We start from the raw sequence: 22,786 nt of genomic DNA, 5'->3' as shown, positions 1-22,786 counted from the left end.
GCTCCTTGTTGCTGCGTCGGCGGAGCGAACATTCGGCTCCCGCCGTCACTGATGTCTTTCCTAGTCCTGGAAGCCGCCTCCCCTGAGATAGGCCTCCTCTTCCGGGAAAGTGGCCCGGCCGAGTATGGGATTGCGGTGCGGGAAACGACCAAAGCGGCGGATGATGTCGCGGTGGCCTTCAACATGGTCCAGCCAGGGCTGGCCCAGTTCGGCGTTGAGCCTCACAGACAGCTCCTGATCGGCCATATCCTCTGAATGGGCGAGGGGCAGACAGAAGAACAGCCGCAGGTCCGGTTCGACGCGCGCCCGGTGCCCTGCATCCAGCGCTTGCCGGGCATAGTGACGGGCGAGCAGGTCGGTGGCGAACATATGCGCCGTGCCGCGAAAGGCATTGCGCGGGAACTGATCGGTCAGGATCAGCAGCGCGAGCGCGCCATGCGAGCGTTTCCATCCAGTCGTTGTATCGACGCGCAGCGATGGCCATGTGGAGATCGAGAAAGCGGTCACGGAGCGCCGCATCGAAGGCGGCGTCCTTTTCGAACCATCGGTGGGAAGATGCCCTCCAGAACGCCACGACATCGTCGGGCGCGGTGTGCCTACCGGCGTTAGGCCGCCAGTTGCCGAATATCCGCATCGCTCCGCCCCTCAATTCGTAGCCTCCGGCTTGCCTGTTTCCCGCCGCCTGCGGACCAGCCGGCCTTCCCAGAAGCCGGCTGCCAGCATGACGATCGTCGTCAGCCAGCCCATGGTTAGCAGATCGGTGTTCTGCGCAACCGCAATAAGGGCGAGAAGCACGACGACTCCTATAATGTGCGAAACCGGCAGGACGCCATAAACCACCTTCTTGTAGATGGCGCTGCCGAGAAGATAGAGCACCGGTCCACCCGAAAGTATCAGTGCATAGGCCGTTTTCAGCCCGTCATGGGGATGCGCGAGCACCAGATCGTTTCCGACTGCTGTCGCGATGATCCCGCCCACCAGAATGGCATGGACGTAGTGAAAATAGGCGCCGATTCGGCCGGGATCGTCGGAATGGGTAATGGCATCGGTCGCGTCCTTGCTCGACGTCCCGAAATACAGCCACCACATGGCAAGCGTCCCCAGAAACGTCGCCAGCAGTGCCGAAAGTATGGCCAAGTCCCATGTCTCAGCCCCGGCCAAGGTTGCACCGGTCGCCAGAAGCGTCTCGCCGAGTGCGACGATGCAGAAGAGCTGGCAGCGCTCGGCGAGATGCCCGCCTTCGATCGTCCAGTCGCTCGTCCTGGACCGGCCGAGGCCGGGAACAGGAAAGCCGAACATCGGCGAGACATATTCGCAGGCGACCGCGATTGCCCACAGGCCCATGCGTGTTTCATGCGATGCGAACGCGCCGGCGATCCAGAAGACGGCAGAGATCGAGACCCAGCCGAGCATACGCCGGTAATTGGCCGAAAGCGGATGATCTGGCCCCAGCTCCCAGACGATATAGGCCGTGCGCCCGACCTGGATTGCGACATAGGCAATCGCAAAGATGAGCGCCCGTTCGCCGAAAGCACCCGGGATTGCCGAGGCCATGATCAGGCCAGCCAGCATGACGGCAAAGATCAGCCCGCGAATGCGGGGGGCCTCGGGGTCGAACCAGTTGGTGACCCAGCAGGTATATTGCCAGCCAAGCCAGACTGCAAACCACAGGATCAGGGTCTCAACGACGCCGGTCAAGGTCAGATTGTGCAGCAACTCGTGGCTCAACTGTGTAACGGCAAAGACATAAACGAGATCGAAGAACAGTTCCTCGAAGGTGACGCGGGCGTGGTGGCCGTCACGGCGACGCAGGAGGGGATGATGCTGAATGGGCTGTTCGGTCATGTTTCTCAGGTCCTTACCGTGCAAGTCGCCAGATTACCACGCCGGCGAGTGCCGCGGGAACCGCGAAGACGACGAAGAGGATTGGTAGTTCCTCGCGCACGGAATAACCGGCTTTCGCCACGCCGATCCAGAGATTGACGGTCGCTATGACGAGCCAGACCGGAATGAAGACCCTCGCAGCCAATGCAACGCCCGTGAAATCGCCGCTCCACAACTTCCCGAGAAGGGAAAACACACAGAGAAGCAAAGCCCCTGCCAGAATCATGAGAACCATATGCATTCGTGTCCCGCTCCGTTCTTTTTTACTGCGTCAATCCCGGCTCCAGGCCGGCTTCCTTCGTTGCTTTCAGCATCGTTTCAGCGGCTGCGACCGCAGGCAATCCCATCCCTTCGCGAACCGTTACCGCGTTGGAGGCAAGCTGCACGCCCGCTGCCTTGAGAGCCACAAGCAACTTCTTCATGCCTTCGCGTTTCAAGAGGCTGGGATTGCCCGGTTTCGAGGTGAACTTGAACCGGACGACCATCGAGGTCTCAGTGATATCCTGAATGCCCTGCATCTTGAGGGGAACAAGAAATTCATCGGCGAATTCGGGGTCATCAAGCATGGCAAGCCCGATCTTCTTGGCTGTCTTTCGAATGATCTCGGCATCGGCATCGCGGTCGAAGCGCAATTCAAACTTGGTGGTTCCCCAGTCGCGGCTGTAATTGGTCACTGAACTGATCTGGCCGAACGGGATCGTATGAACCGGGCCGTTGTGATGGCGCAGCCGGATGGACCGCAGATTGATCCGCTCGACCGTTCCCTTGAGTTTACCGCTGTCGATATATTCTCCGACGCGGAATGCATCGTCGGCAATGAAGAAAATGCCCGAAACGATATCCTTGACCAGCGTCTGCGACCCGAAGGATAGCGCAAGGCCAAGCACGCCGAAACCTGCAAGCAGCGGCGCGACATCGACGCCGATCGACGACAACACCACCAGCCCGGCAATCGCAAGCACAGCGCCCAGCGTCAGATTGCGCACGACAGGCATGACCGTGGAGAGGCGGCTGGCCTGCTTGTTCTCCACTTCACCATCCTCCTGCCCCGGCAAGGCGATCACGGGGGCGGGTGCCACCGCCTCGAAATAGCGCCAGACCAGCGTGCAGAATGTCCAGCTTACGACGATGGCAAGGCTGATGCGCTCCAGCCACAGGAGTGGCCATGTCACAATCGCGAGCTGGCCGGACATAAGCGGCTGCCACAGGGACACGATGAGGTGCAGCCCGACAAGCCAGACAGCACCCGATGTTGCCATGCGCGCACCCCACAACAGCGCGGTGACCATATCCGCAGCACCTGCTGCCTGCCGACTGCCGGCAAGCTGACCCATCATCGCCCACATTCCGAAGGCCGCCGCCGGAACGACGACGAGAACGATCTGCGTCGTTCCGGCGGCAAAGCTCCATGCCGCGCTCTCAGGCCTTCCGGCCACCAGAAAACCGGCAAACCAGATGAGAAGGGCCGACAATGCGTAAAATTCCGGCAGGACATATCCAACCAGTCTGCGAACGATACCCGGCGAAGAACCGGTGAACACGTCCCTGATGTCCTTCGCCCCTCCAATGAACCACCATAACTTCAATATCGTCAGTACAGTCGTGCAAATAAGGAACCATCCTTCGATTGCGCCCTTGTCCAGACCGCGGGCACTCCCGAACCTGACGGTTTCGCCGGTAACGGAGCCTATGGTGCCATAAGCGACCAGCATGGCGAGATGCCAACGGGCGTGCGCGATGTCGATAAGCGGCCGGCTATTGGGAAGTGATGCGAGAAGGAAACGACCGAAGGATGCGTAAAGGGCCATGACCACCGCAATGGTGATCACTGCCCTTGTCAATTGGAGGGACAACGTGCCGGCCTCCAGCATAAGGGTCGGAAGGACATAACCGCACACAGCCAGGAGGCCGGTGGAAAGCAGGTCAACGACAAGACGCCGAAATGCCGCACGAGCTTTCGAGAAGATATCAGTATCCTCATGGCGTGCGGCCGGGCGGCCCTTCCCCATGCGACGGAACAGGGCAGCTGCCATGAGACCAATGGCGATTGCCATGCCGGAAAGCGCGATGACGGAAAGCGGGCTCCTTCCCTCGTTGGCCAGCATCGCAATGATATTGGCACCGAGACCGGCGATGCCCGACAGGCCTTCGAGAGCAAGCCGGGCTCCACGCATAAATGCATCCCAGAGGCCACCCAGTCCCGGTTCTGCAGCCTCCGTCATGGGAGTAGCAACGTCGGAGGCGGGTTGGGCTGCTTCTTCACTGTCGCGCCACTCCACCAGCACTTCTCGGCCCGATTGTGTGGCCGCGCCGATGATACGGCCGATATCGGCATCGCTTTGTCCAGGATGAACGACAATCCGTACGGGTGCCTCCTGCGCGGCAACCAGCGGCCACGCCAGCAGGGTAAAGATAGCTGTGACAATCGCGAGAGATACGGCCCTCATGAAAACACACTCAGATTCTTCGCGATGTCCTTGCCGGCATAGGGCGGGAAGACATCGAGATCGAGATCGGGATTGCCGACCAACATCGCCTTGGTGTTGCTGAGCGCGTCGAACCCGGCCTTGCCGTAATATTTGCCCATGCCGCTGTTGCCGACGCCGCCGAACGGCAGGCTGTCGATCCAGCAATGAAGATTGGTCTGGTTGATGCAGCCGCCACCGAACGAAAGCGATCCGAGCACGAAGTCGATCGCCGCCTGGTCCTTGCTGAAGATATAGGCAGCCAGGGGCTTCGACTTGCGCTTGATTATGTTCACGATCTCCCTGAGGTCGGAATAGGCCATCACCGGCAACACAGGGCCGAACACCTCCTGCTGAAGCGCCGGATCGTTCCAGGTCGAGGGGTAGAGCAGCGTCGGCTCGACATAACGCGCCTTGACGTCGTAGCGCCCGCCATGGACGACCTTTTCGGGCAGGATGTAGGAGGCGACCCGCTCCGCGTCGTGTTCGCTGATCATCCGCGCAAAATCCGGGCTTTTGCTTGGATCCTCGCCGTACATCCTGACGATCGATGCCTTGAGCTTGGCGATGAAAACGTCAGCGATGCTCTCATGAACACAGACATAGCCCGGTGCGATGCACCATTGCCCGGAAATGGCGTTGTGGCCCCAGGCGATGCGGTCAGCGGCGATGTCGAGATTGGCGGTGGCGTCGACGATGGTCGGGTTCTGGCCGCCAAGTTCGAGAATGACGGGCGTCAGGTTCTCGGCCGCCGCGCGCATCACCACCTTGCCGACGGTGGACGAGCCGGTGAAGAAGATGAAGTCGAAGGGCAATGCCAGGAGTTCGCCAATCTCCTCGCGCCCGCCGGTCACGACCGTCACGTTCTCTCGTGCGAAATAGCGCGGCACCAACTGGCTCAACAGCGCTGCCGTCGCCGGCGTCGTGTTCGCGGGTTTGAGGATTACCGGGTTGCCGGCGGCGAGCGCCGCGATCGCCGGATCGAGCAGTAGCAGGATCGGCGCGTTGAACGGGCCGATCACCAGCGTCACGCCATACGGTTCCTTATAGATGACCCCCCTGTTGCCGGTCGCTTCCAGCCCGGACGGAATGGGTGTGGGCTGCGGCATCATCAGAGATTGCAGGTTCTCGCGATAATATTTGATCACGCCACAAGGCACGGTGATCTCAAAGAGCTGCTCGAAGGGCGGCTTGCCGAAATCCTGATAGAGCGCGGCGCAGAGCGCATCCCTGTTATCGAGCAATAGACGCTCCATGCGGTCGAGCTGATCGATCCGCCATTCGTAGCTTTTGGTCGCGTCACTCAGGAAATGCTCTCGCTGCACGTCGAAGAGAGGCTGAAAACGGTTGGTCATGACGGGACTCCCGGAGCTGCGACTCGACGTGGGCTCCAAATGGGCTGGGGCGGAAACGGGAGCGGCCGGGTGTTTGCCCAACCGCGCCACAAATTACTTCGTCGTGTAGCCGCCGTTCACGAGAATGGTCTGGCCGGTCATCCACCAGCCATCCGAGACGAGGAAGCGGATGAAAGGGACGATGTCTTCGATGTCGGTAAGGCCGGTCTTGGAAAAATTCGACAATGCCGCCGCTGTCTTGTGATAAGCAACCGCATCAGCACCCTCGGCCGGATAGAAGAACGGCGTGTCCATCGGGCCGGGACCGATCGCCGTCACAGAGACGCCGCGCTCGCCGAATTCCTTTGAGGCCGCCCGCGTGAAATGCTCCACCGGAGCCTTGGTACCGGCATAGGCGGCATAGAAGGGCGTATAAGCGCCAAGCAGCGAGGTGACCAGGGTGCAGACCTTGCCGTTGTCACTGACGTGTTTGCCGGCCTCTTTCAGGAAGAAGAAAGCGGACTTCGAATTGACGGCGGTCATCTCGTCATATTCGGCTTCCGAGATCTCGACCATCGGCTTTTTCAACACCTTGCCGACCGTATTGATGGCGATATCGATTCCACCCATCGCCGCCTTGGCGTCGGTGAATAATTTCTCGGTGGCGCCCGCTGTGGTGAGGTCGGCCTGAAACGCGAAGGCCTGCGAGCCCGTCGCCTTGATCGCCGCCACCGTCTCGTCAGCCGCCGGCTTCGTGGCGCTGGTATTGTAGTGAACGGCGACCGCTTTTGCGCCCTGCGCGGCGAGGTCGCGTGCGAGCAATCCGCCGAGGTTCTTCGCGCCACCGGCGATGAGAACGGTTTTTCCGTTTATGCTGTGATCGGTCATTGATGTCGGCTCCTGGTTGCCTTGCGGTCGGTCGGACGACCGCTTCCTGAAACGCACCATATAGGCTATGGTAACGTCATAAAGCTGCCGGTTCTGACATCACCTGTCAGAAATAACGAACAATCAATAGGGTTGATTTCCTTGGACCGTATCGATCTTTTCCGTGCCTTCACCCGTGTCGTCGAATGCGCGAGCTTCACTCGCGCTGCCGACACGCTCGGGTTGCCGCGTTCGTCAGTATCGGCCGCCGTAATCGATCTCGAAGCGCGGGTCGGAGCCCGCCTTCTGCATCGCACTACCCGAAAAGTCTCACCGACCCAAGACGGCGCCGCCTTCTACGAGCGCTGCCTGCGGCTGATCGCCGACGTCGAGGAGACCGAGGACTTATTCCGACAGACATCGATCGGGCCGAGTGGGAAGCTCCGCATCGACATGCCGGGCCGAATCGGCCGGCTGATCATCGCGCCCTACCTACCAGAGTTTCTTGCCCATCACCCTCAACTCGACATAGAGTTACGGGTTACCGATCGGTCGGTCAACCTCGTGGAAGAAAGCGTCGACTGCGTGCTGCGTGTCGGCCCCTTGAGCGATTCCGGCCTCATCGCCCGCAAGATCGGCGATCTCCCTCTGATCAATGTCGCCAGTCCGGATTATCTTGCCTTATATGGCACACCCCACGCCCCGGACGATCTCAGCAAGCATCTGGCGGTCAACTATGCCTCGCCATCAACCGGCCGTATTGAGGAGTGGGAATGGATCGAGGATGGCGAAATGCATACACTTCCCATGCGCGCGCGCGTCACCGTCAACAGCGCCGAAGCCTATATCGCCTGCTGTCTTTCAGGTCTCGGGCTTATCCAGATCCCGGCCTATGACGTCAAACAACACCTCGACGCCGGCGAACTCGTCGAGGTCATGCCCGGTCATCGCGCCGCGCCGATGCCGATGACGCTGCTTTATCCACACCGTCAGCATCTTTCGCGAAGGCTTCAGGTCTTTGCGGATTGGCTGGATGAATTGTTAAAACGCGAGATTCTGTAGAGACAATCCAGAGCAGAAGGTCGTTCTCGATCGAAACGCCTCACGTTTTTAGTGCGGTAGATGGATTAGACCTGCGGCAGCCATTAGAGGGATGTTACCGTTCCCGCGATAGTCCCGACGACTTCTGCATTTATCACAGTCTTCTCCATTCAGCGTACCGGCCTGCAACATACGTGATTCTGTCGCGATCCTGCGCGGATCAGGCACCGGCGCCCCCTCCGCTCATGCCCCTTCCCGTCCAATTATTCGATTGAACCGCAGTATGCCCGAACGCTATGTTCCGCGAACCACCTGCTACAACCGATTCATACGATGGCGGAAAGCAGGCGTCTGGGACCGAATGATGGACGCCATCACTGCTGCCCATGATGGCGACATCCAGATGATCGACAGCACTTCCGTTCGCGCCCACCAACAGGCTGCGACGGCAAAAAGGGGGATCGAGATCATTGTCTCGGCCGTTCCCGAGGCGGGCTCACGACCAAAATCCACGCGGTCGTCGATGGGCAAGGTCTCCCGATCAGGCTGAGCCTAACCGCTGGGCAAAGCCACGACGGGCAAGCGGCTGACGGTTTGCTTGACCATGTGGGTGCCGGAACCATCGTGCTCGCTGACAAGGCCTATGATGCCGATCGCATCCGGGCGTCTCTCCGCGAGAAGGGGGCGTTCGCCAATATTCCGCCCAAGGCAAACCGTAGGTCAAAACCGTACTTCAGCACATGGCTATATCGCGAACGGAACCTGATCGAGCGGTTCTTCTCCAAGCTGAAGCATTTCCGTCGGGTCGCTACCCGCTACGACGAGCTGGCGGAAAACTTCCTCGCCATGGTCCAGTTGGCGTCAATGCGCCTGTGGCTGCGGGCTTATGAGTCTACGGTCTAGGAAATCAGCATCTGGGCGACATTGCTTCAGTCGTAATATTGCCTTCAATAAGCCTTGCCGGGGACGAAGCCTGAACACCCTCCGTACAGGCCCGGCAAGCATACTTTGGGCGGCGCACGAAAAGAACGCGGAATTGGGCGGGCACAAGGTCCGGCTTCTCGCTGCCATCGTCGGCGATGCGATGCAGGTCGTTGTGGCAGCAAGGACAGGCGTGGTCATCAGTAGCGACCACGATTTCGATTCCCGGCAGATGGGCTGGCACCTCAAAGCAACCCTTAGCAAGAATCGCCCCGTTGCCCGGGGCGGTAAAGCAGTCTTAACACCGCAGGGCGCTTATTCACCCGCTCGGCTGGTATCGTAACCACCAAGGCCTGGCTTGTAGCTCTTCTCGTCGATGAACTGGCGGATGCCTTCTTTCCGGCCACCGGCATCGAACGAGTTCGCGGCCTCCTGTGCACGCACGAGGAAATCCTCGGCGTTGTCGTAGGTCATTTCGCCAACACGGCGCACTGCGTCCTTTGTGGCCTTCAGAGCCGTCGCGTTCTTGCTAGTCAAAATCTTCGCAACTTCCTCGACGCGATCGCGTAGCTTTTCCAGCGGCACGCTCTCATTGACCAGTTTCCATTCTGCCGCCTTGCGGCCGTCGATCAGTTCGCCGGTCAGGGCATGATACATCGCGTCGCGCATAGAAAGCAGTTCGACAACCACTTTGGTTGCGCCACCGCCGGGCAAGATGCCCCAGTTGATTTCAGACAAGGCAAACTGAGCTTCGTCGGCCGCAAACGCCAGATCGCATGAGAAGAGCGGGCCGTATCCTCCGCCAAAGCACCAGCCGTTGACCATCGCGATGGTCGGTTTCTGATACCAGCGAAGCTTGCGCCACCAACCGTAGCTTTCGGCCTGCGCCTGACGAACAGCGCCAAGGCCTTTGGCCTCAGTTTCGCGGAAGTACTCCTTCAAATCCATACCGGCAGAGAAAGCAGCCCCCTCGCCCGTCAAAACAAGGACCTTCACGTCATCTCGAAATTCCAGATCGGTGAGAGCTTCCATCATACCCCGATTCAAAGCCGGGTTCATGCAGTTGCGCTTTTCAGGGCGATTGAACCGGAGCCAGGCGATGCCATCCTTCACATCGTATGCAACAGGTCCGCTCGTAGCAGTCGTCTCGGTCATGAGTTTTCCTCCTTAGGAATAAGGCGCGCACAGGCGCAGAAGATCGTTCCAAGAAACACCGTTTCTCGTTTGATGGATCGTTGTTTGGGTCGATATTTCCGGTTTAGCTTGCGGCCTTGTTCACAACCGTATCGAACATGGGTAATTGACTGAACGGGGCTTCTTTGAGGGCTGCCTTGCGGATTTTATTCGATGGCGTCCGAGGAAATCCCTCAACGAAAGCGAAGTAGCGGGGCCGTTTAAATGTTGCCAGCCTGTCTTTGTAATGGTCGGCAAGTATGTCGATGACCTCCTGACCTGAGGGAGCGCCATCTTTCATCTGGATGAAGATTTTCACTTCTTCGCCACGCGCATCGTCCGGTATTGGAACAACCGCAGCATCTTCGATGCATTCCAGCTCTCGGGTGACTTCCTCGACTTCCTTCGCGGAAATGTTCTCATTGCTGCGACGAACAATGTCTTTGAGCCGACCGACGAAATAGAGATATCCATCATCACCGACACGAACCAGGTCGCCGGTCCGGAACCATTCACCAACGAACACCTCTGCCGTGGCTTCTGGCCTGCCGAAATATTGCGTCGTCATGGAAGGTCCAGCGACCCACAATTCACCAGATTCCCCTGATTGAACTTCTTTACCGGTTTCGTCCCGGACAGATACAGCCCGGCCAAGCATGGGAACTCCTAGCCGGCCTGATCCGACAAAGCTGGCGTCCCTGCTGTCACCGGCAAGAACCGCTCCGATCTCGGTCATTCCGTAGAGCTCCCAGGAAATTACACCGAAGCGACGTTCAACTTCGCGATGGGCATCTGCGGACATGGCGCTTACGGCCACTTCCTTCAGAGTAGTTTTGCGATCGTTGGGCCGTTCAGGCTGCTTAAGAATGAGCTGGGGAAACAGCGTGAAATCAATCGACTGCTCGTCAATCCATCCCAGGAACCGGGTCGAACTGATGCGCCGGGCAAGAAACAGCGCAGCGCCTCGCTCCATTGCTGTCAACAGGAGGTTCCGACCATTCATGTAATTGAACGGATTCGGCGAAAGGATGCGACCGATGTCTGATCGGATCACCGCACCGAGCGAGCGACCAAGCAACATCCAGTAGTCTTGCGATACGACGCAGCCCTTGGGCGATCCAGTAGTTCCAGAGGTGTACTGCAGGCCGACCGGGTCATCCGGGCCGATGTTCTCCAGCGACAGGGGCTCGGAAGTCTCGATCAAAATCGAATGCCAATCCCGGTACTTGTCCGTCGCAGGGCTGTTGCGGACGACGATCCGGCTCGCCGGAACAAGGGTCGAGCAGTCAGAAATATGTTCGAAAAGCGAAAGAAAATCCTTGTCGATAACCAGATAGGTCGCCTGGGAGTCGCGGATGATGAATTCAAGTTCGCTGTGAGTGTAGGTTGTCGGCACCGGGACCATCAGCGCACCAAGTTTGGCGATTGCCACCCAGACCAAAGGGTATTCGGCCCGGTTCGGCAACATCACTGCCACCCGATCGCCTTTGGAGACCCCCATCGCTGCCAAGCCCCGCGCCGCATGATCAGACAGCGTTTCCAACTCGCGGTAGGACAGAGTTTCATTGTCCTCGAAACAACTCAGGACAAGCCGGTCTTCGAACTTGTCGGCCATCGCGCGCACAAAAGCGCCTATGCTCGGAAATTGCGGCTCAATCGTCGTGCCCGGAAATTGGGCCAGGTCAACGTTTTGATACTTACTGCTCATGCAGATCTCCTAGATGTGAGCCAAATGCTCACAAGCACAAGAATTGTCAGGAAAAGGAGGAAGGTGGTGGAAACAGCCGCCAGAAGCGGCGTGAAACCAAGCGTCGCATTCTCCCACATCATTTTCGGCAAAGTTGACGCCAAACCACCGGACGTGAAGAGCGCAATGTTCAATTCATCAAGCGAGATGATGAACGCGAATAACGATGCTGAAATTAGTCCCGTCATAATCAAGGGCAGGGTAACGTAACGAAGGGTTTTCCAGGGCGAAGCGCCGAGCGACGCTGCAGCATGGTCGAGTCGCTTGTCGTAGGTCCGCAGGACCGCGAGGGTCGAGATGAAGAAGAACGGCAGTGCGACAACGATATGGCCCAGCACGAGTCCAGCGTCCGTTCCGACAAGACCTATCTTTGCGTAAAGATAGAACAGTCCTACCGCGATGATCATTTTAGGGAGGATCATTGGTGAAATCACCAGAACGAACAGGGCACCAGCGGTCTTGCCAGACATCCGCATCGCTGCGAGAGCAGTCGGCACTCCGAGAACGAAGCAACCTGCAGCAGTCAATAACGCCACCCGGAAGGAGCGGAACGTAGCGTCCAGCCACATGGGATCGGTGAAATACTCGCCGTACCAGCGTATACTGAAACCGGTTGACGGCCAGACAACGAAGCTGCCATCAGCCACCGAAACCGGGACGAGGAAGAGAACAGGAACGTTCAGCGTGAACAAGACGATGAATGCAAAGACCTTGGTCGAACGTCCAGCGCCGAGACCATAACCACGACGCGCCCTGATCCTTTTCAGGGGTGCCGCGATCACATCCCCGATCAAGCCAACAGCATCCCGCAAGAACTTGGAAGCAAGACCTGTTTCTTTGGCCCCTTGCTGCCTGGGCTCTCCAACCAGAGATGACAGACCGACCGTGTAGTTGAAGATCGCGAAGACGACGACCGTCGCAAGGAAAAGCACACAGCACAGAACGGCTGCAAATGGCCAGTTCGCGAGGTCGATCACCTGCTGGATAATCGGTTGTGCCATCATCGTTTCGCGTTCGGAGCCGAGCAGCGCTGGCGTGATGAAGAACCCGAGCGACGTGATGAATACCAGCAACGATGCCGCGGTCACGCCGGGCATGGACAGTGGAAGAAAGACCCGGAAAAAGCCCTGCACAGGGTGCGCGCCCATGGACTGCGCCGCCGAGATCAACCGTGGATCGATCCGTTCCATCACGCCGATCATCGTGAGGATCGCAAATGGCGTCAGAACGTTGGTGATGCCAAACAGAACGGACCCGTAGCTGTAGAGAAAGGTCACGGGACTTTCAGATAGACCGAGCTTCAGAACGAGGTCGTTGAGAGGCCCGTTTCTCCCAAGCATGACGATGACTGCGAAAGTCCTCACCAGAAAGCTCGACCAGAAAGGCAGCAGCACAAACAAGGCCCAGTACGACTTTGAAGATCGATCCGCACGAGCCAGCACGTACGCCACAGGATAAGCGACAATGATCGTGATGACCGTGACCCAGAAAGATATCTTCAAGGTCTGCCACATGACGGTTAGGTATGACGTATTCGCCATGAGGCGCTCGATATTCGCGAGTGTCAGACTTCCGTCGTTTGCTTGAAATGCCCGAAAAAGGAACTGTATGGTCGGAATAACGAAAAGGAACGCTAAAAGGACCACGACCGGGAGCACCATCAAGGTGGTTTCGGCCCGCTTTGACATCCGCCGCGGCGCAGGAGCGTGTTTTGTGTCCTGGACGATGGTCATGCTGCTTCGCTCGTCTTTTCTGAGAGAGAAATAGGGACCACATCGCTCGTATCGATGGACAATCGAACGCGGTCACCTGGCCATACAGGCATAGCGCTTTGACCAAGAGCGGAGACCTTGACTTCCTTCCCGTTGGAAAGCACGCATGTAATGCGGTACAGGCCACCAAGATTGATGATACCCTTAACTTCCGCGTCAAGTTCAGCGCCAACGGCAATCGATGCGGCCGGGACAATTCCGATTCGCTCTGGACGAACGAGCAGTGTTTGCCTGCCAGTCGTCGAGGAGGGCGCGCCGTGCGAAGACCAAAGCGTGGGACCGTTTTCAGAAAGACTGAACGCAGTTTTTCCATCTTGAGACAGCTGCACGGTCGCATCGAACAAGTTCGACTCGCCGATAAATTCAGCCGCAAAAGTGGATTGCGGTCGATTATAAAGGTCCGATGGACTGTCGATTTGGACGATCGCCGCGTCATTCATGAGACAGATCCGGTCAGACAGCATCATCGCTTCGTCCTGATCATGCGTGACATATATAACCGTGGTGCCTAGCTCACGATGCAGGCGGCGAATTTCTCCCTTCAACTCGTCACGCAGCTTCTTGTCCAATGCCGCGAGCGGCTCGTCCATGAGAACAAGCGAAGGCTTGAACACGATAGCCCTGGCAAACGCAACGCGCTGCTGCTGCCCACCTGATAGTTCCAACGGCTTGCGTTGCGCGAGATGTTCAAGCCGAACGATGGCCAAAGCGTCGGCGACCGCGCTCTTGATCTGACTGCCGTTCAATCCTCGCATCTTCAAGGGAAACGCAATGTTTTCCTCCACGGTCATGTGAGGAAACAAAGCGTAATTCTGGAAAACCATGCCTAGATTTCGCTGATAGGCCGGACGGTCGGTTATGTCCACTCCGTCTAGCCTGATGTTCCCCCCGCTCGGTTCGGTGAGGCCCGCGATCATCATAAGAAGTGTAGTTTTCCCTGAACCGGATGGGCCGAGAAGGGTGAGAAACTCACCCATCTTGACCGTCAGATCAGTTGCTTTGAGGGCGTGGATGACACGGTAGTCTTTTCGAAGACCGACGGTCTCCAGTTGCACTTGCTGAGAATTCACTTCGACCTCCGTATTATGTTGCCATCAGCCAAGGAGCCACTGATTGAACCGATCAATTGCCGGATCGCGGGCCTTGAGCCAGAAGCGGTAGTCGATCACGGCCACGCTCTTTGCATGGTCGGGATGCGTCGGCAGCTTTGTGGCGACTTCCGGGCGGATGAATTTCAGGGCATCAGGGTGCGTGTAACCCAAGCCGGTCGCGTTCGAGTAGGCGGCTTGCTGCTCGGGCTGAATGCAGAACTTGATGAACTCCCGGCAAATATCGGCCTTCGGGCTGCCCTTCAGGATTATGAAGCCACTACCGCCCCATAGCGACTGGTTCCACATGATCTTGACCGGCAGGCCACCATCGATAAGAGGCTGAACGCGACCGTTCCAGGAATTGATGTAGTCGACCTCGCCGGATTGCAGAAGCTGCGCGGTCTGCGCCCCGGACGTCCACCAGACACCGATATCCTTCTTGATACGGTCCAAAGCCTTGAATGCGCGGTCGATATCGCAGGGGTACAGGTCCTTGATATCCACGCCGTCCGCCAGAAGCGCAAACTCGATGACTTCCTGAGGGTTCTTGCGGAAACCTCGAATTCCTTTAAAATCACTGACGTTGAAGAAATCAGCCCATGATGTCGGCTCTTTCACCTTGGTGCTATAGCCCATGATGGAAGCGACGACATTTGTCGCAACAAAGTGTTCGGTTTTGAAATCGTCGCTGATTTTATTCCAGCTCGCGTCATTTGAAATATTCAATGGGTCGCAGAAACCGCCGTCTTGGGCGAGTTGGAAAGCCGGACCATCCTGAAGGCCGCTCGCCATGTCCCAGGTGTAAGACTTGGTTTCGACCATTTGCTTGATAAGGCCGGTGGGCTCGGTCTGACTGACGACCGGAACCACCTCGATACCAGTGGCTTTCTTGAAGGGTCCGGCCCAGGCATCCTGGAAGCTGGTACCTATCCCGGCGTCGCGGCAGACAATTCGCTTGTCCTGCGCGTTCGCCGAGATGACGAATGGCGAGAATAAAGATGTCGCGCCTGCAGCCACGACGGTTTTCAAAGCATTTCGACGGCTAATCGTAAATTGTGTCACGAGCAAACTCCCTCTAGTGACGGGTCCCCCGCTCTCTTTCTTGCTATTATTGGCGGCAAGCAGAAAGTTGACGCATATTTGACAATCTGTCAACTCTGTGTTTAAATTTTCTCGAAAGACTCGACGGCAAGCATCTCCGGCGATAGGCCTGGATGCACAGGCATAGGAGCAGGCACATTCTTCCTTTAAGAGATTTTTCTGCATCACAGGGCACGGATCAGGATTTCGACAGCATGGCCACCCCTCAAGCTTATTCCACCAGCTACAGCGATTGGCTGCTGCAACAGAGTAACGACCCATCGGTGCAGAAAAGCGACCGCACACGATATACGTTGCTTGCGGCTGCGGCTGCCGCGCTACAGGAAAAGAACCTGAACGAGGTTTCCGTCGCGGAGATTGTTGCGCGCGCAGGGACGTCGAGACCAAGCTTCTACACGTATTTTACTGACCTAAACGAAATACTAAAAGTCCTGCTGCTCGAATTTTCTCAATTAAAATGGTATGATAGATCGTATATAGATCCGCACCCACAGACAGTTATTGAAGGAATCAGGCAGGCAAACATTAGATATTGCCGCATGTACGAGCAAAATTCTCGCCTGTGCGGGACACTTGCTTATTTTGCATTGAACAGTGATGAGGTCCTCAGCAACAACATGCAGCTAAACGCTCGGTTCGCACATCGCACAATCGAACGCATGGTTCGCAGCGGCATCGCCATGACGGACGAAGACGCCCTGCGATACGAGGCTTCAGTGCTGATGCTGATTGCCATGACTGAGGGCACACTCCGGCTACGGTACATTTACAACGACCCTACCCTCGCCAAAGCCTTTCCAACACCGGAAGCAATTGCGGCCTCGATCAACGAAATCTGGCACAAAACGCTTTCGGTCAGAATGATTGCCCTCTGAACTTTTATTGACATCTTGTCAAAAAAGACGCATCCCTTTGCTACAGTACCGACTACCGGGAGATGCGCGAGTGCCGATTAAATTTGAGCGAGTTGAAAACATCGCGGTGATTACCATCGATAATGGGCCACTGAACCTCCTTACTCCTGAACTCCATCGCGACCTCTACAAGTCCCTGCGAGTTCTGGAAGAGGATCAGTCTCTGCAAGTGGGTGTTCTACAAGGGAACGGTTCTCGCGCATTTTGCGCTGGAGACGATATCAAATCACCCCGCCCTACACTAAATCCTGAGCAACAGGTTCGCCGCGACCTGTTTCCGCGCCAGGGTGACGTCACAGACTATGAGCAAGCCCCATGGGAACGCGACATCATGGCCATGCCGCGCATGAAGCCGATCATCGCTGGAATTCGTGGCTGGTGCATTGGCCAGGGTTTCATTTACGCCAGCCATCTCTGTGATATCCGCATCGCTTCAACGGAATCGAAGTTTGGCTTGCCAGAAATCGCATACGGGATGTCCGGCGCTGCCGCCATCTCTGGCGTCTTGAGACACTTCCCACGATCGGCTGCAATGCAGCTTGCGCTGACAGGTGATCCTATCGATGCACACACAGCGCTTCGTATATTTTATCTAAACGAAGTCGTTGACGACGAAACTGTCCCGAATCGGGCAATGGAAATCGCAAAAAGCATAGCACGCCATCCGCCTTTGGCGTTGCGTGCCGAGATGGAGTCTCTTCAGCGGTCGGAATTCCTCGACCCTCAGGCCACCTATTCCGTCGCTCGATCCCTTGATCGACTTCAGCGGCTGGTCGCGCCGATAGAACAGTCATCAGTTTCGTTCGTTTATTCGACCAAGAAATCACAGTGAAGGAGCGCGGCAGTTTTACATGATGCTGCGACACATACCTACGTTAGGAGGATACGTTGGAAAATATTGCTCTCATCATCAATAATAAAAGTCGGCCCGCGAAATCCGGGAAGACATTTGATCGGATCGACCCAGTCAACGGTGAGATTGCGACACGAGCTGCAGCTGGAAACGTCGTAGATGCAATTGCGGCATGCGATGCAGCAGCGGCTGCTTTTCCGAGTTGGTCGTCGACCACGCCGACCGCCAGAAGAGCCCTTTTGCTGAAAGCAGCAGACGTAATGGCTTCGAAAGCAGGAGCGTTTGCGGCATTTATGACAGATGAGACAGGGGCCACAGGTCCTTGGGGTGAATTTAATGCCATGCTGGCATCGAATATTCTCCGTGAAGCCGCATCCATGACCACGCAGATCGCCGGTGAGGTCATTCCATCTGACAAGCCCGGCACCTTATCGATGGCCATTCGCCAACCGGCAGGCGTATGCGTAGGTATCGCCCCATGGAACGCACCTGTCATCCTCGGCGCGCGAGCGATAGCAATGCCGCTTGCATGCGGGAATACCGTAGTCCTGAAGTCCTCGGAACTTTGCCCTGCTACGCACCACCTGATCGTCGATGTCATGCGCGAAGCCGGTTTCCCTGACGGTGTCGTCAACGTCATTTCGAATGCGCCAGCGGACGCACCGGCCGTGGTCGAGGCCTTGGTCGCACATCCCGCCGTTAAGCGAATCAACTTCACGGGGTCGACCCGCGTCGGAAAAATTATCGCGAAGCTCGCCGCTGAGCACCTGAAGCCTGTCGTGCTTGAACTGGGGGGCAAGGCACCATTGATCGTTCTCGATGATGCCGATTTGGACGGTGCCGTGAACGCGGCGGCATTCGGTGCATTCATGAACCAAGGCCAGATTTGCATGTCGACAGAGCGGATCATCGTCCAGGAATCGATTGCAGACGAGTTTGTGGCCAGGCTCTCGGCCAAGGCAGCCGCTCTCCCTGCTGGCAATCCGCGCGATCATGTCGTTCTCGGGTCCATGGTCACGGTGGAAGCCGCCGAAAAGATATCGCAGCTGGTTAATGATGCCGTCTCGAAAGGTGCCAAGGTCACCGCAGGTGGCAGGCGTAACGGTGCTATTGTCGAGGCAACGCTTCTGGACCAGGTCAATGCTGACATGCGGATTTACTCCGAGGAGTCCTTCGGTCCCGCAAAAAGCATCATCCGGGTGAAAGATGACGAAGAAGCGATCCGTGTTGCTAACGATACGGAGTACGGTCTTTCGTCGGCGGTATTCAGCAGTGATATTCAGCGTGCGATGGCTGTCGCTCGCCGCATCGAGGCTGGTATTTGCCACATCAACGGACCAACGGTTCAGGACGAAGCCCAGATGCCGTTCGGGGGTGTCAAATCGTCGGGTTATGGCCGTTTTGGTGGCCGTGCGGCGATCAACGAATTCACAGACCTTCGCTGGATCACGGTTGAAGACCCGCAGCAGCACTACCCATTCTGATTTTGTAAGGAAAGGCTTCGGCAAGGAGCCATCTCCTCTTTCAACCAATCGTAACTCAAGCGGCCCCGGCCGCTTGAGTGCGATGGCGTACGTCCGCACATGCGACGTTAGGCCATCAACATTTTATTATTCGAAAGGACGCCCAGGTGCGAACAAAGGTAGTTATTGTCGGATCAGTGTTGATTTCCACTGAGAGCTGACCCGGTGCAGCCCGATATTTCCATTGAGAATTGCCCCGTGTTTCAACCGTCCCTCGCATGTTTTCAGCGGGGGCCCTGGAGTGATCGACATGGCGTTACTGAGCGTGATCCGACGCTGGCATTTTCGAGAGCATCTATCGATCCGGGAGATTTGCCGCAGAACCAGCCTATCCCGGAATACCATCCGCAAATACCTGCGTGCTGGCGGCGTGGAGCCAAAGTTCAAGGTGCCAGAGAGACCGAGCAAGCTTGATCCGTTTACGGATCGGTTGTCGGCCTGGCTGAAGACGGAATCGGAGAAGGGCCGCAAGCAGAAGCGGACGACCATGCTGACTTGATGAGCCTCGGCTACGAGGGCTCCTACAACCGGGTGGCGGCATTTGCTCGGGAATGGCGTGATGACCGGCAGAGAGAACTGCAGACGACGGGCCGCGGGACATGTGTGCCCCTGGCGTTCGACCCCGGCGAAGCCTTCCAGTTCGATTGGTCGGAAGATTGGGCCAATGAGCGCACAAAACTGTAGGTGGCGCATACGAAGCTGAGCTACAGCCGCGCGTTCATCGTGCGGGCCTATCTCCTGCAGACGCACGAGATGCTGTTCGATGCCCACAATCATGCATTCCGCGTGTTCGGAGGCATCCCCGGCCGTGGCATCTACGACAACATGCGCACCGCGATCGACAAGGTCGGCCGCGGCAAAGAGCGTGACGTCAACGTCCGCTTCCAGGCGATGGCCAGTCATTAGCTGTTCGAACCCGAGTTCCGCAATCCGGCTTCCGGCTGGGAGAAGGGACAGGTCGAGAAGAACGTTCAGGATGCGCGTCATCGCTTCTTCCAACCGGTCCCGCGCTTTCCATCACTGGAAGTCCTGAATGACTGACTTGAGCAGCGTAGCAAAGAGTTCTGGGCAAAGACGCCACATGGTCAAATGCGTGGCACCATCGCCGACATCTGGGCCGAGGAGGCTCCCACGCTTATGCCTGTTTCCAGGCCGTTTGACGGGTTTGTCGAATACACAAAGCGGGTCACACCAACCTGCCTCGTGCATCTGGAGCGCGACCGCTACAGCGCTCCGGCATCCTTCGCCAATCGACCGGTAAGCCTTCGCGTTTACCCGGATCGTGTTGTCGTCGCGGCGGAAGGTCGGATCGTTTGCGAGCACCGTCGCGTCATCGATCGTTCCCATGATCTGCCGGGACAGACCATTTACGACTGGCGGCATTATCTGGCGGTGGTGCAGCGAAAGCCCGGCGCTCTTCGCAACGGTGCTCCATTCGTCGAGCTTCCCGAAGCATTCCGGACCTTGCAACAATATCTGCTCAAGAAGCCAGGTGGCGACCGCGAGATGGTCGATATCCTGGCACTTGTTCTCCAGCACGACGAACAGGCAGTGCTCTCGGCCGTCGACATGGCGCTGAAGTCCGGTGTTCCGACGAAGACGCATGTTCTGAACCTGCTGCATCGCCTCGTCGACGGCAAAACCTTCACGCCGCCAACCCTCGACGCACCTCAGGCCCTGACGCTCACCAATGAGCCCAAGGCCAATGTCGAACGATACGATACCTTGAGAAAGACGGAGGTTCGCCATGCGTCATAACCCGGCAAGCGGCGCGATCGTCATCATGCTACGGCAATTGAAGATGCATGGAATGGCCCACGCCGTCGGTGATCTGACCGAACAGGGATCGTCGGCGTTCGAGGCTGCCATTCCAATCCTGTCCCTGCTTCTCAAGGCGGAAACGGCCGAACGAGAGGTCCGATCGACCGCATATCAACTCAAGACGGCACGCTTCCGGGCCTATCGTGATCTGAACGGCTTCGACTTCGCCAGCAGCGAGATCAACGAGGCGCTCGTGCAGCAACTCCATGGCTCCGACTTCCTCGACGATGCCAACAACATCGTCTTGGTCGGCGGTCCCGGCACTGGCAAGACGCACATTGCCACGGCGATCGGTGTCCAGGCCATCGAGCACCACCATAAGCGGGTCCGGTTCTTCTCGACGGTCGAGCTGGTCAACTCGCTCGAGCAAGAGAAGGCGCAGGGACGCTCCGGCCAGATCGCCAATCGACTCGTCCATTCCGATCTCGTCATTCTCGACGAGCTTGGATACCTGCCGTTCAGTGCATCAGGCGGTGCATTGCTCTTCCATCTGCTGAGCAAACTCTACGAGCGCACCAGTGTCATCATCACCACCAATCTCAGCTTCAGCGAATGGGCCAGCGTGTTCGGCGATGCAAAGATGACCACTGCGCTGCTCGACCGGCTTACCCACGACTGCCACATTCTGGAAACCGGAAACGACAGCTTCCGCTTCAAGAACAGCTCGGCGCATGAGCCCAAAAAAACGAAGGAGAAACGCAGGAACTTGACCACTACGACCAACACAAACGATACCTAAAGGCGGGTCACTTCTCGGTGGAAACGCCGGGTCAGCTCTCAGTGGAAATCCCATCAACTTTGATGAGAATGTCGGACTTGCCCTCATAATTGAAGGTTTCACCAGTTGCGTCGCCCGAAAAGTGGCCATTGAGCTATACCAAGAAATGAGTCCGTAAGCTCTCTTCGTCGATTTCCCGAAATGCGCCGGGACTTTGCCCCATCACGCCGACCATATTTTCCAATACGGACAGGATATGCTCGTAATCTTCGATGCTGAGTATTGGCCCAGGCTTGAAGGGCTCACGAGAGGGGACAGGCTTCGGTACGGTGGGACAGCTTTCGTCGCACAGATGGAGCGACAAAGGTCTGGCTTGCGCCCGGGCGCTCCTTTATTTTGAATCCAAGTCCTGCGACAGGGGATTTGTCTTTAAGCAGCTTCTCCTTGCACCGCTCAATCTTGCGTCGCCAAGCTTTCCAAGCCGCTATTATACGACTTTGCATCGTTCGCCGGCACATTCTATTTTTAAGTGCGACATGGGAGGAGGCCTCGTACGCGACCCTGTAAAACCGGCATAGTGCACTTGTCGGAGATTCTCCAAAAAAGTAGGAAACTGTCTTGCCCGGTTAGGCCCCCATCGGGGCAGATGGCAGATCGCACAATCAAGCCGCAGGCGGCCATAGGCATATTGATTTAATCCAGCGTTGCGAAATTAGCCGGTAAGTCCCGACATTTGCAACAATGCTATTCCGATCGCGGCGGAAATCACCGTCAGCGATATACAGGCAAACAGCTGGTAAACCTTCTCTTTTGACGTCAGGAGGAGATAGATAGACGCAATCAAGAGAAGGCAAATCACCGCAAGAGCGCCATACGCCCGATATTCGACTGAATAAAGCCAGGTTCCCAAAGCTACAAAACCACAAATCACGAAACCAAGTTCGAGTTTTTTCAAAACGACACCTCGGAAAAATCTGCCTGCAATTCTACGACATCCGTCTCGCAGGTCAACATTGCCATAGCGTTTCACGCGGCGGAGCCCGGTGTGTGCGGGCCTACCTCTACCGCCCTCCCCGCCTCCTCGGTCGCAACCAGCGAATGCGCGATTGCGGGTCAATCACAGACCATTTCGGCTGGATAAGCTCGTGCAGCATAAAGCGCAGATACGGCCACGGCGCTTCTTCCTTCCGCAGTTCCGGATCGTAATTTACCAGCATGTAATGCAGCTTGGCGGCGATGTCGTTGACATGACGGGGTTGCAGCGAAATGAGGATGCGCCCGGCAATCCCCTCAAACTGGGCAATCTGCTGCGCCCTCGCCCGGCTTGCGCTGTAGCCTATACGCTCGTCGGCGGCATTCCACGCCTGCCTGCGCCGGCGCAACTCGCGGCGCGCACTGGCGGCAGCCTCGGCGCCGATGCGTGGTGTCAGCTGCCTGATCTCGTCAAAGGTGGAGACGGTGCCGGGCAAGGACGCATCACCCTCGGTTCCGATGACGACGCAGGGACGGTAATCCCCCCGCCGAATAACGGGCTTCAAAAGTAGAATTTTCTCGGGCTTAA

General features: G+C 57.3%; 17 protein-coding genes and 4 pseudogenes. 7 read left to right on the top strand and 14 right to left on the bottom strand.

The features are described from left to right. Positions 1-60: 60 nt before the first annotated feature. The 6 genes and pseudogenes from AC5I5B_RS05390 to AC5I5B_RS05365 all read right to left on the bottom strand — a co-directional run bounded on the left by AC5I5B_RS05390 (position 61) and on the right by AC5I5B_RS05365 (position 6,571). A pseudogene (locus AC5I5B_RS05390) lies at positions 61-634 on the bottom strand (DUF924 family protein). Positions 635-645: 11 nt separating this feature from the next. Further along, the gene (locus AC5I5B_RS05385) at positions 646-1,845 is read right to left on the bottom strand and encodes a low temperature requirement protein A (protein ID WP_495752394.1); all 1,200 of its coding nucleotides are present in this window, start codon (positions 1,843-1,845) and stop codon (positions 646-648) included. Positions 1,846-1,858: 13 nt separating this feature from the next. Continuing rightward, positions 1,859-2,125 (bottom strand): hypothetical protein, encoded by a 267-nt coding sequence (locus AC5I5B_RS05380; protein WP_495752393.1) that lies wholly within the window; start codon positions 2,123-2,125, stop codon positions 1,859-1,861. A 22-nt stretch (positions 2,126-2,147) separates the two neighbouring features. Then, positions 2,148-4,331: a mechanosensitive ion channel family protein gene (locus tag AC5I5B_RS05375; RefSeq protein WP_495752392.1), complete on the bottom strand. Its 2,184-nt coding sequence runs from the start codon at positions 4,329-4,331 to the stop codon at positions 2,148-2,150. Beyond that, entirely contained in the window at positions 4,328-5,704 is a 1,377-nt protein-coding gene (locus AC5I5B_RS05370) for an aldehyde dehydrogenase family protein (RefSeq protein ID WP_495752391.1), read from the bottom strand. The genes AC5I5B_RS05375 and AC5I5B_RS05370 overlap by 4 nt, the downstream gene beginning before the upstream one ends. 93 nt (positions 5,705-5,797) lie before the next feature. Beyond that, complete coding sequence (locus AC5I5B_RS05365; RefSeq protein WP_495752390.1) at positions 5,798-6,571, bottom strand: SDR family oxidoreductase; 774 nt, start codon at positions 6,569-6,571, stop codon at positions 5,798-5,800. A gap of 141 nt (positions 6,572-6,712) precedes the next feature. On the opposite strand from AC5I5B_RS05365, the gene AC5I5B_RS05360 reads away from it, so the two are divergent. Continuing rightward, positions 6,713-7,612, top strand: a complete 900-nt coding sequence (locus tag AC5I5B_RS05360) for a LysR family transcriptional regulator (protein WP_495752389.1) — start codon at positions 6,713-6,715, stop codon at positions 7,610-7,612. 124 nt (positions 7,613-7,736) lie between these two features. Continuing rightward, positions 7,737-8,494, top strand: a protein-coding gene (locus tag AC5I5B_RS05355) for an IS5 family transposase (protein ID WP_495752490.1) whose coding sequence is annotated in 2 segments (ribosomal slippage) — positions 7,737-8,037 and positions 8,037-8,494 — 759 coding nt in all. Because the reading frame shifts where the segments join, the coding sequence is not laid out codon by codon here. Here AC5I5B_RS05355 and AC5I5B_RS05350 read toward each other — a convergent pair. From AC5I5B_RS05350 to AC5I5B_RS05325, 6 genes and pseudogenes are all read right to left on the bottom strand, one after another. After that, positions 8,494-8,756: pseudogene (locus AC5I5B_RS05350) on the bottom strand (IS66 family transposase zinc-finger binding domain-containing protein); the annotation flags it as partial. The gene AC5I5B_RS05355 and the pseudogene AC5I5B_RS05350 sit on opposite strands and share 1 nt — an antisense overlap. A 71-nt stretch (positions 8,757-8,827) precedes the next feature. Next, positions 8,828-9,667, bottom strand: a complete 840-nt coding sequence (locus AC5I5B_RS05345) for a p-hydroxycinnamoyl CoA hydratase/lyase (protein ID WP_495752388.1) — start codon at positions 9,665-9,667, stop codon at positions 8,828-8,830. Positions 9,668-9,770: 103 nt separating this feature from the next. Next, positions 9,771-11,393 carry a class I adenylate-forming enzyme family protein gene (locus tag AC5I5B_RS05340; RefSeq protein ID WP_495752387.1) on the bottom strand — a complete coding sequence of 541 codons (1,623 nt, stop codon included), beginning with the start codon at positions 11,391-11,393 and terminating at the stop codon, positions 9,771-9,773. Next, positions 11,390-13,165 (bottom strand): ABC transporter permease subunit, encoded by a 1,776-nt coding sequence (locus AC5I5B_RS05335; RefSeq protein ID WP_495752386.1) that lies wholly within the window; start codon positions 13,163-13,165, stop codon positions 11,390-11,392. The genes AC5I5B_RS05340 and AC5I5B_RS05335 overlap by 4 nt, the downstream gene beginning before the upstream one ends. Then, positions 13,162-14,274, bottom strand: coding sequence for an ABC transporter ATP-binding protein (locus AC5I5B_RS05330; protein WP_495752385.1), 1,113 nt, complete (start codon positions 14,272-14,274; stop codon positions 13,162-13,164). Before AC5I5B_RS05330 ends, AC5I5B_RS05335 begins: the two co-directional genes overlap by 4 nt. A gap of 24 nt (positions 14,275-14,298) precedes the next feature. Beyond that, the gene (locus AC5I5B_RS05325) at positions 14,299-15,357 is read right to left on the bottom strand and encodes an ABC transporter substrate-binding protein (protein ID WP_495752384.1); all 1,059 of its coding nucleotides are present in this window, start codon (positions 15,355-15,357) and stop codon (positions 14,299-14,301) included. Positions 15,358-15,590: 233 nt separating this feature from the next. On the opposite strand from AC5I5B_RS05325, the gene AC5I5B_RS05320 reads away from it, so the two are divergent. The 5 genes and pseudogenes from AC5I5B_RS05320 (at position 15,591) to istB (ending at position 21,246) form a co-directional block, all read left to right on the top strand. Beyond that, the gene (locus tag AC5I5B_RS05320; protein WP_495752383.1) at positions 15,591-16,271 is read left to right on the top strand and encodes a TetR/AcrR family transcriptional regulator; all 681 of its coding nucleotides are present in this window, start codon (positions 15,591-15,593) and stop codon (positions 16,269-16,271) included. Between the two features lie 70 nt (positions 16,272-16,341). After that, complete coding sequence (locus tag AC5I5B_RS05315) at positions 16,342-17,142, top strand: enoyl-CoA hydratase/isomerase family protein (RefSeq protein WP_495752382.1); 801 nt, start codon at positions 16,342-16,344, stop codon at positions 17,140-17,142. A 56-nt stretch (positions 17,143-17,198) separates the two neighbouring features. Further along, complete coding sequence (locus AC5I5B_RS05310) at positions 17,199-18,647, top strand: aldehyde dehydrogenase (RefSeq protein WP_495752381.1); 1,449 nt, start codon at positions 17,199-17,201, stop codon at positions 18,645-18,647. A 289-nt stretch (positions 18,648-18,936) separates the two neighbouring features. Beyond that, positions 18,937-20,444, top strand: a pseudogene (gene istA, locus AC5I5B_RS05305) (IS21 family transposase). Continuing rightward, complete coding sequence (istB, locus tag AC5I5B_RS05300; RefSeq protein WP_495752380.1) at positions 20,434-21,246, top strand: IS21-like element helper ATPase IstB; 813 nt, start codon at positions 20,434-20,436, stop codon at positions 21,244-21,246. The pseudogene istA and the gene istB overlap by 11 nt, the downstream one beginning before the upstream one ends. Positions 21,247-21,937: 691 nt before the next feature. Here the strand turns inward: istB and AC5I5B_RS05295 are convergent. Next, entirely contained in the window at positions 21,938-22,180 is a 243-nt protein-coding gene (locus tag AC5I5B_RS05295) for a hypothetical protein (protein ID WP_495752379.1), read from the bottom strand. 106 nt (positions 22,181-22,286) lie between these two features. Beyond that, positions 22,287-22,786 (bottom strand): annotated as a pseudogene (locus AC5I5B_RS05290) (hypothetical protein); the annotation flags it as partial.

It is taken from the genome of Agrobacterium sp. (assembly GCF_059499945.1).
This window is presented reverse-complemented; position numbering and strand designations above follow the sequence as displayed.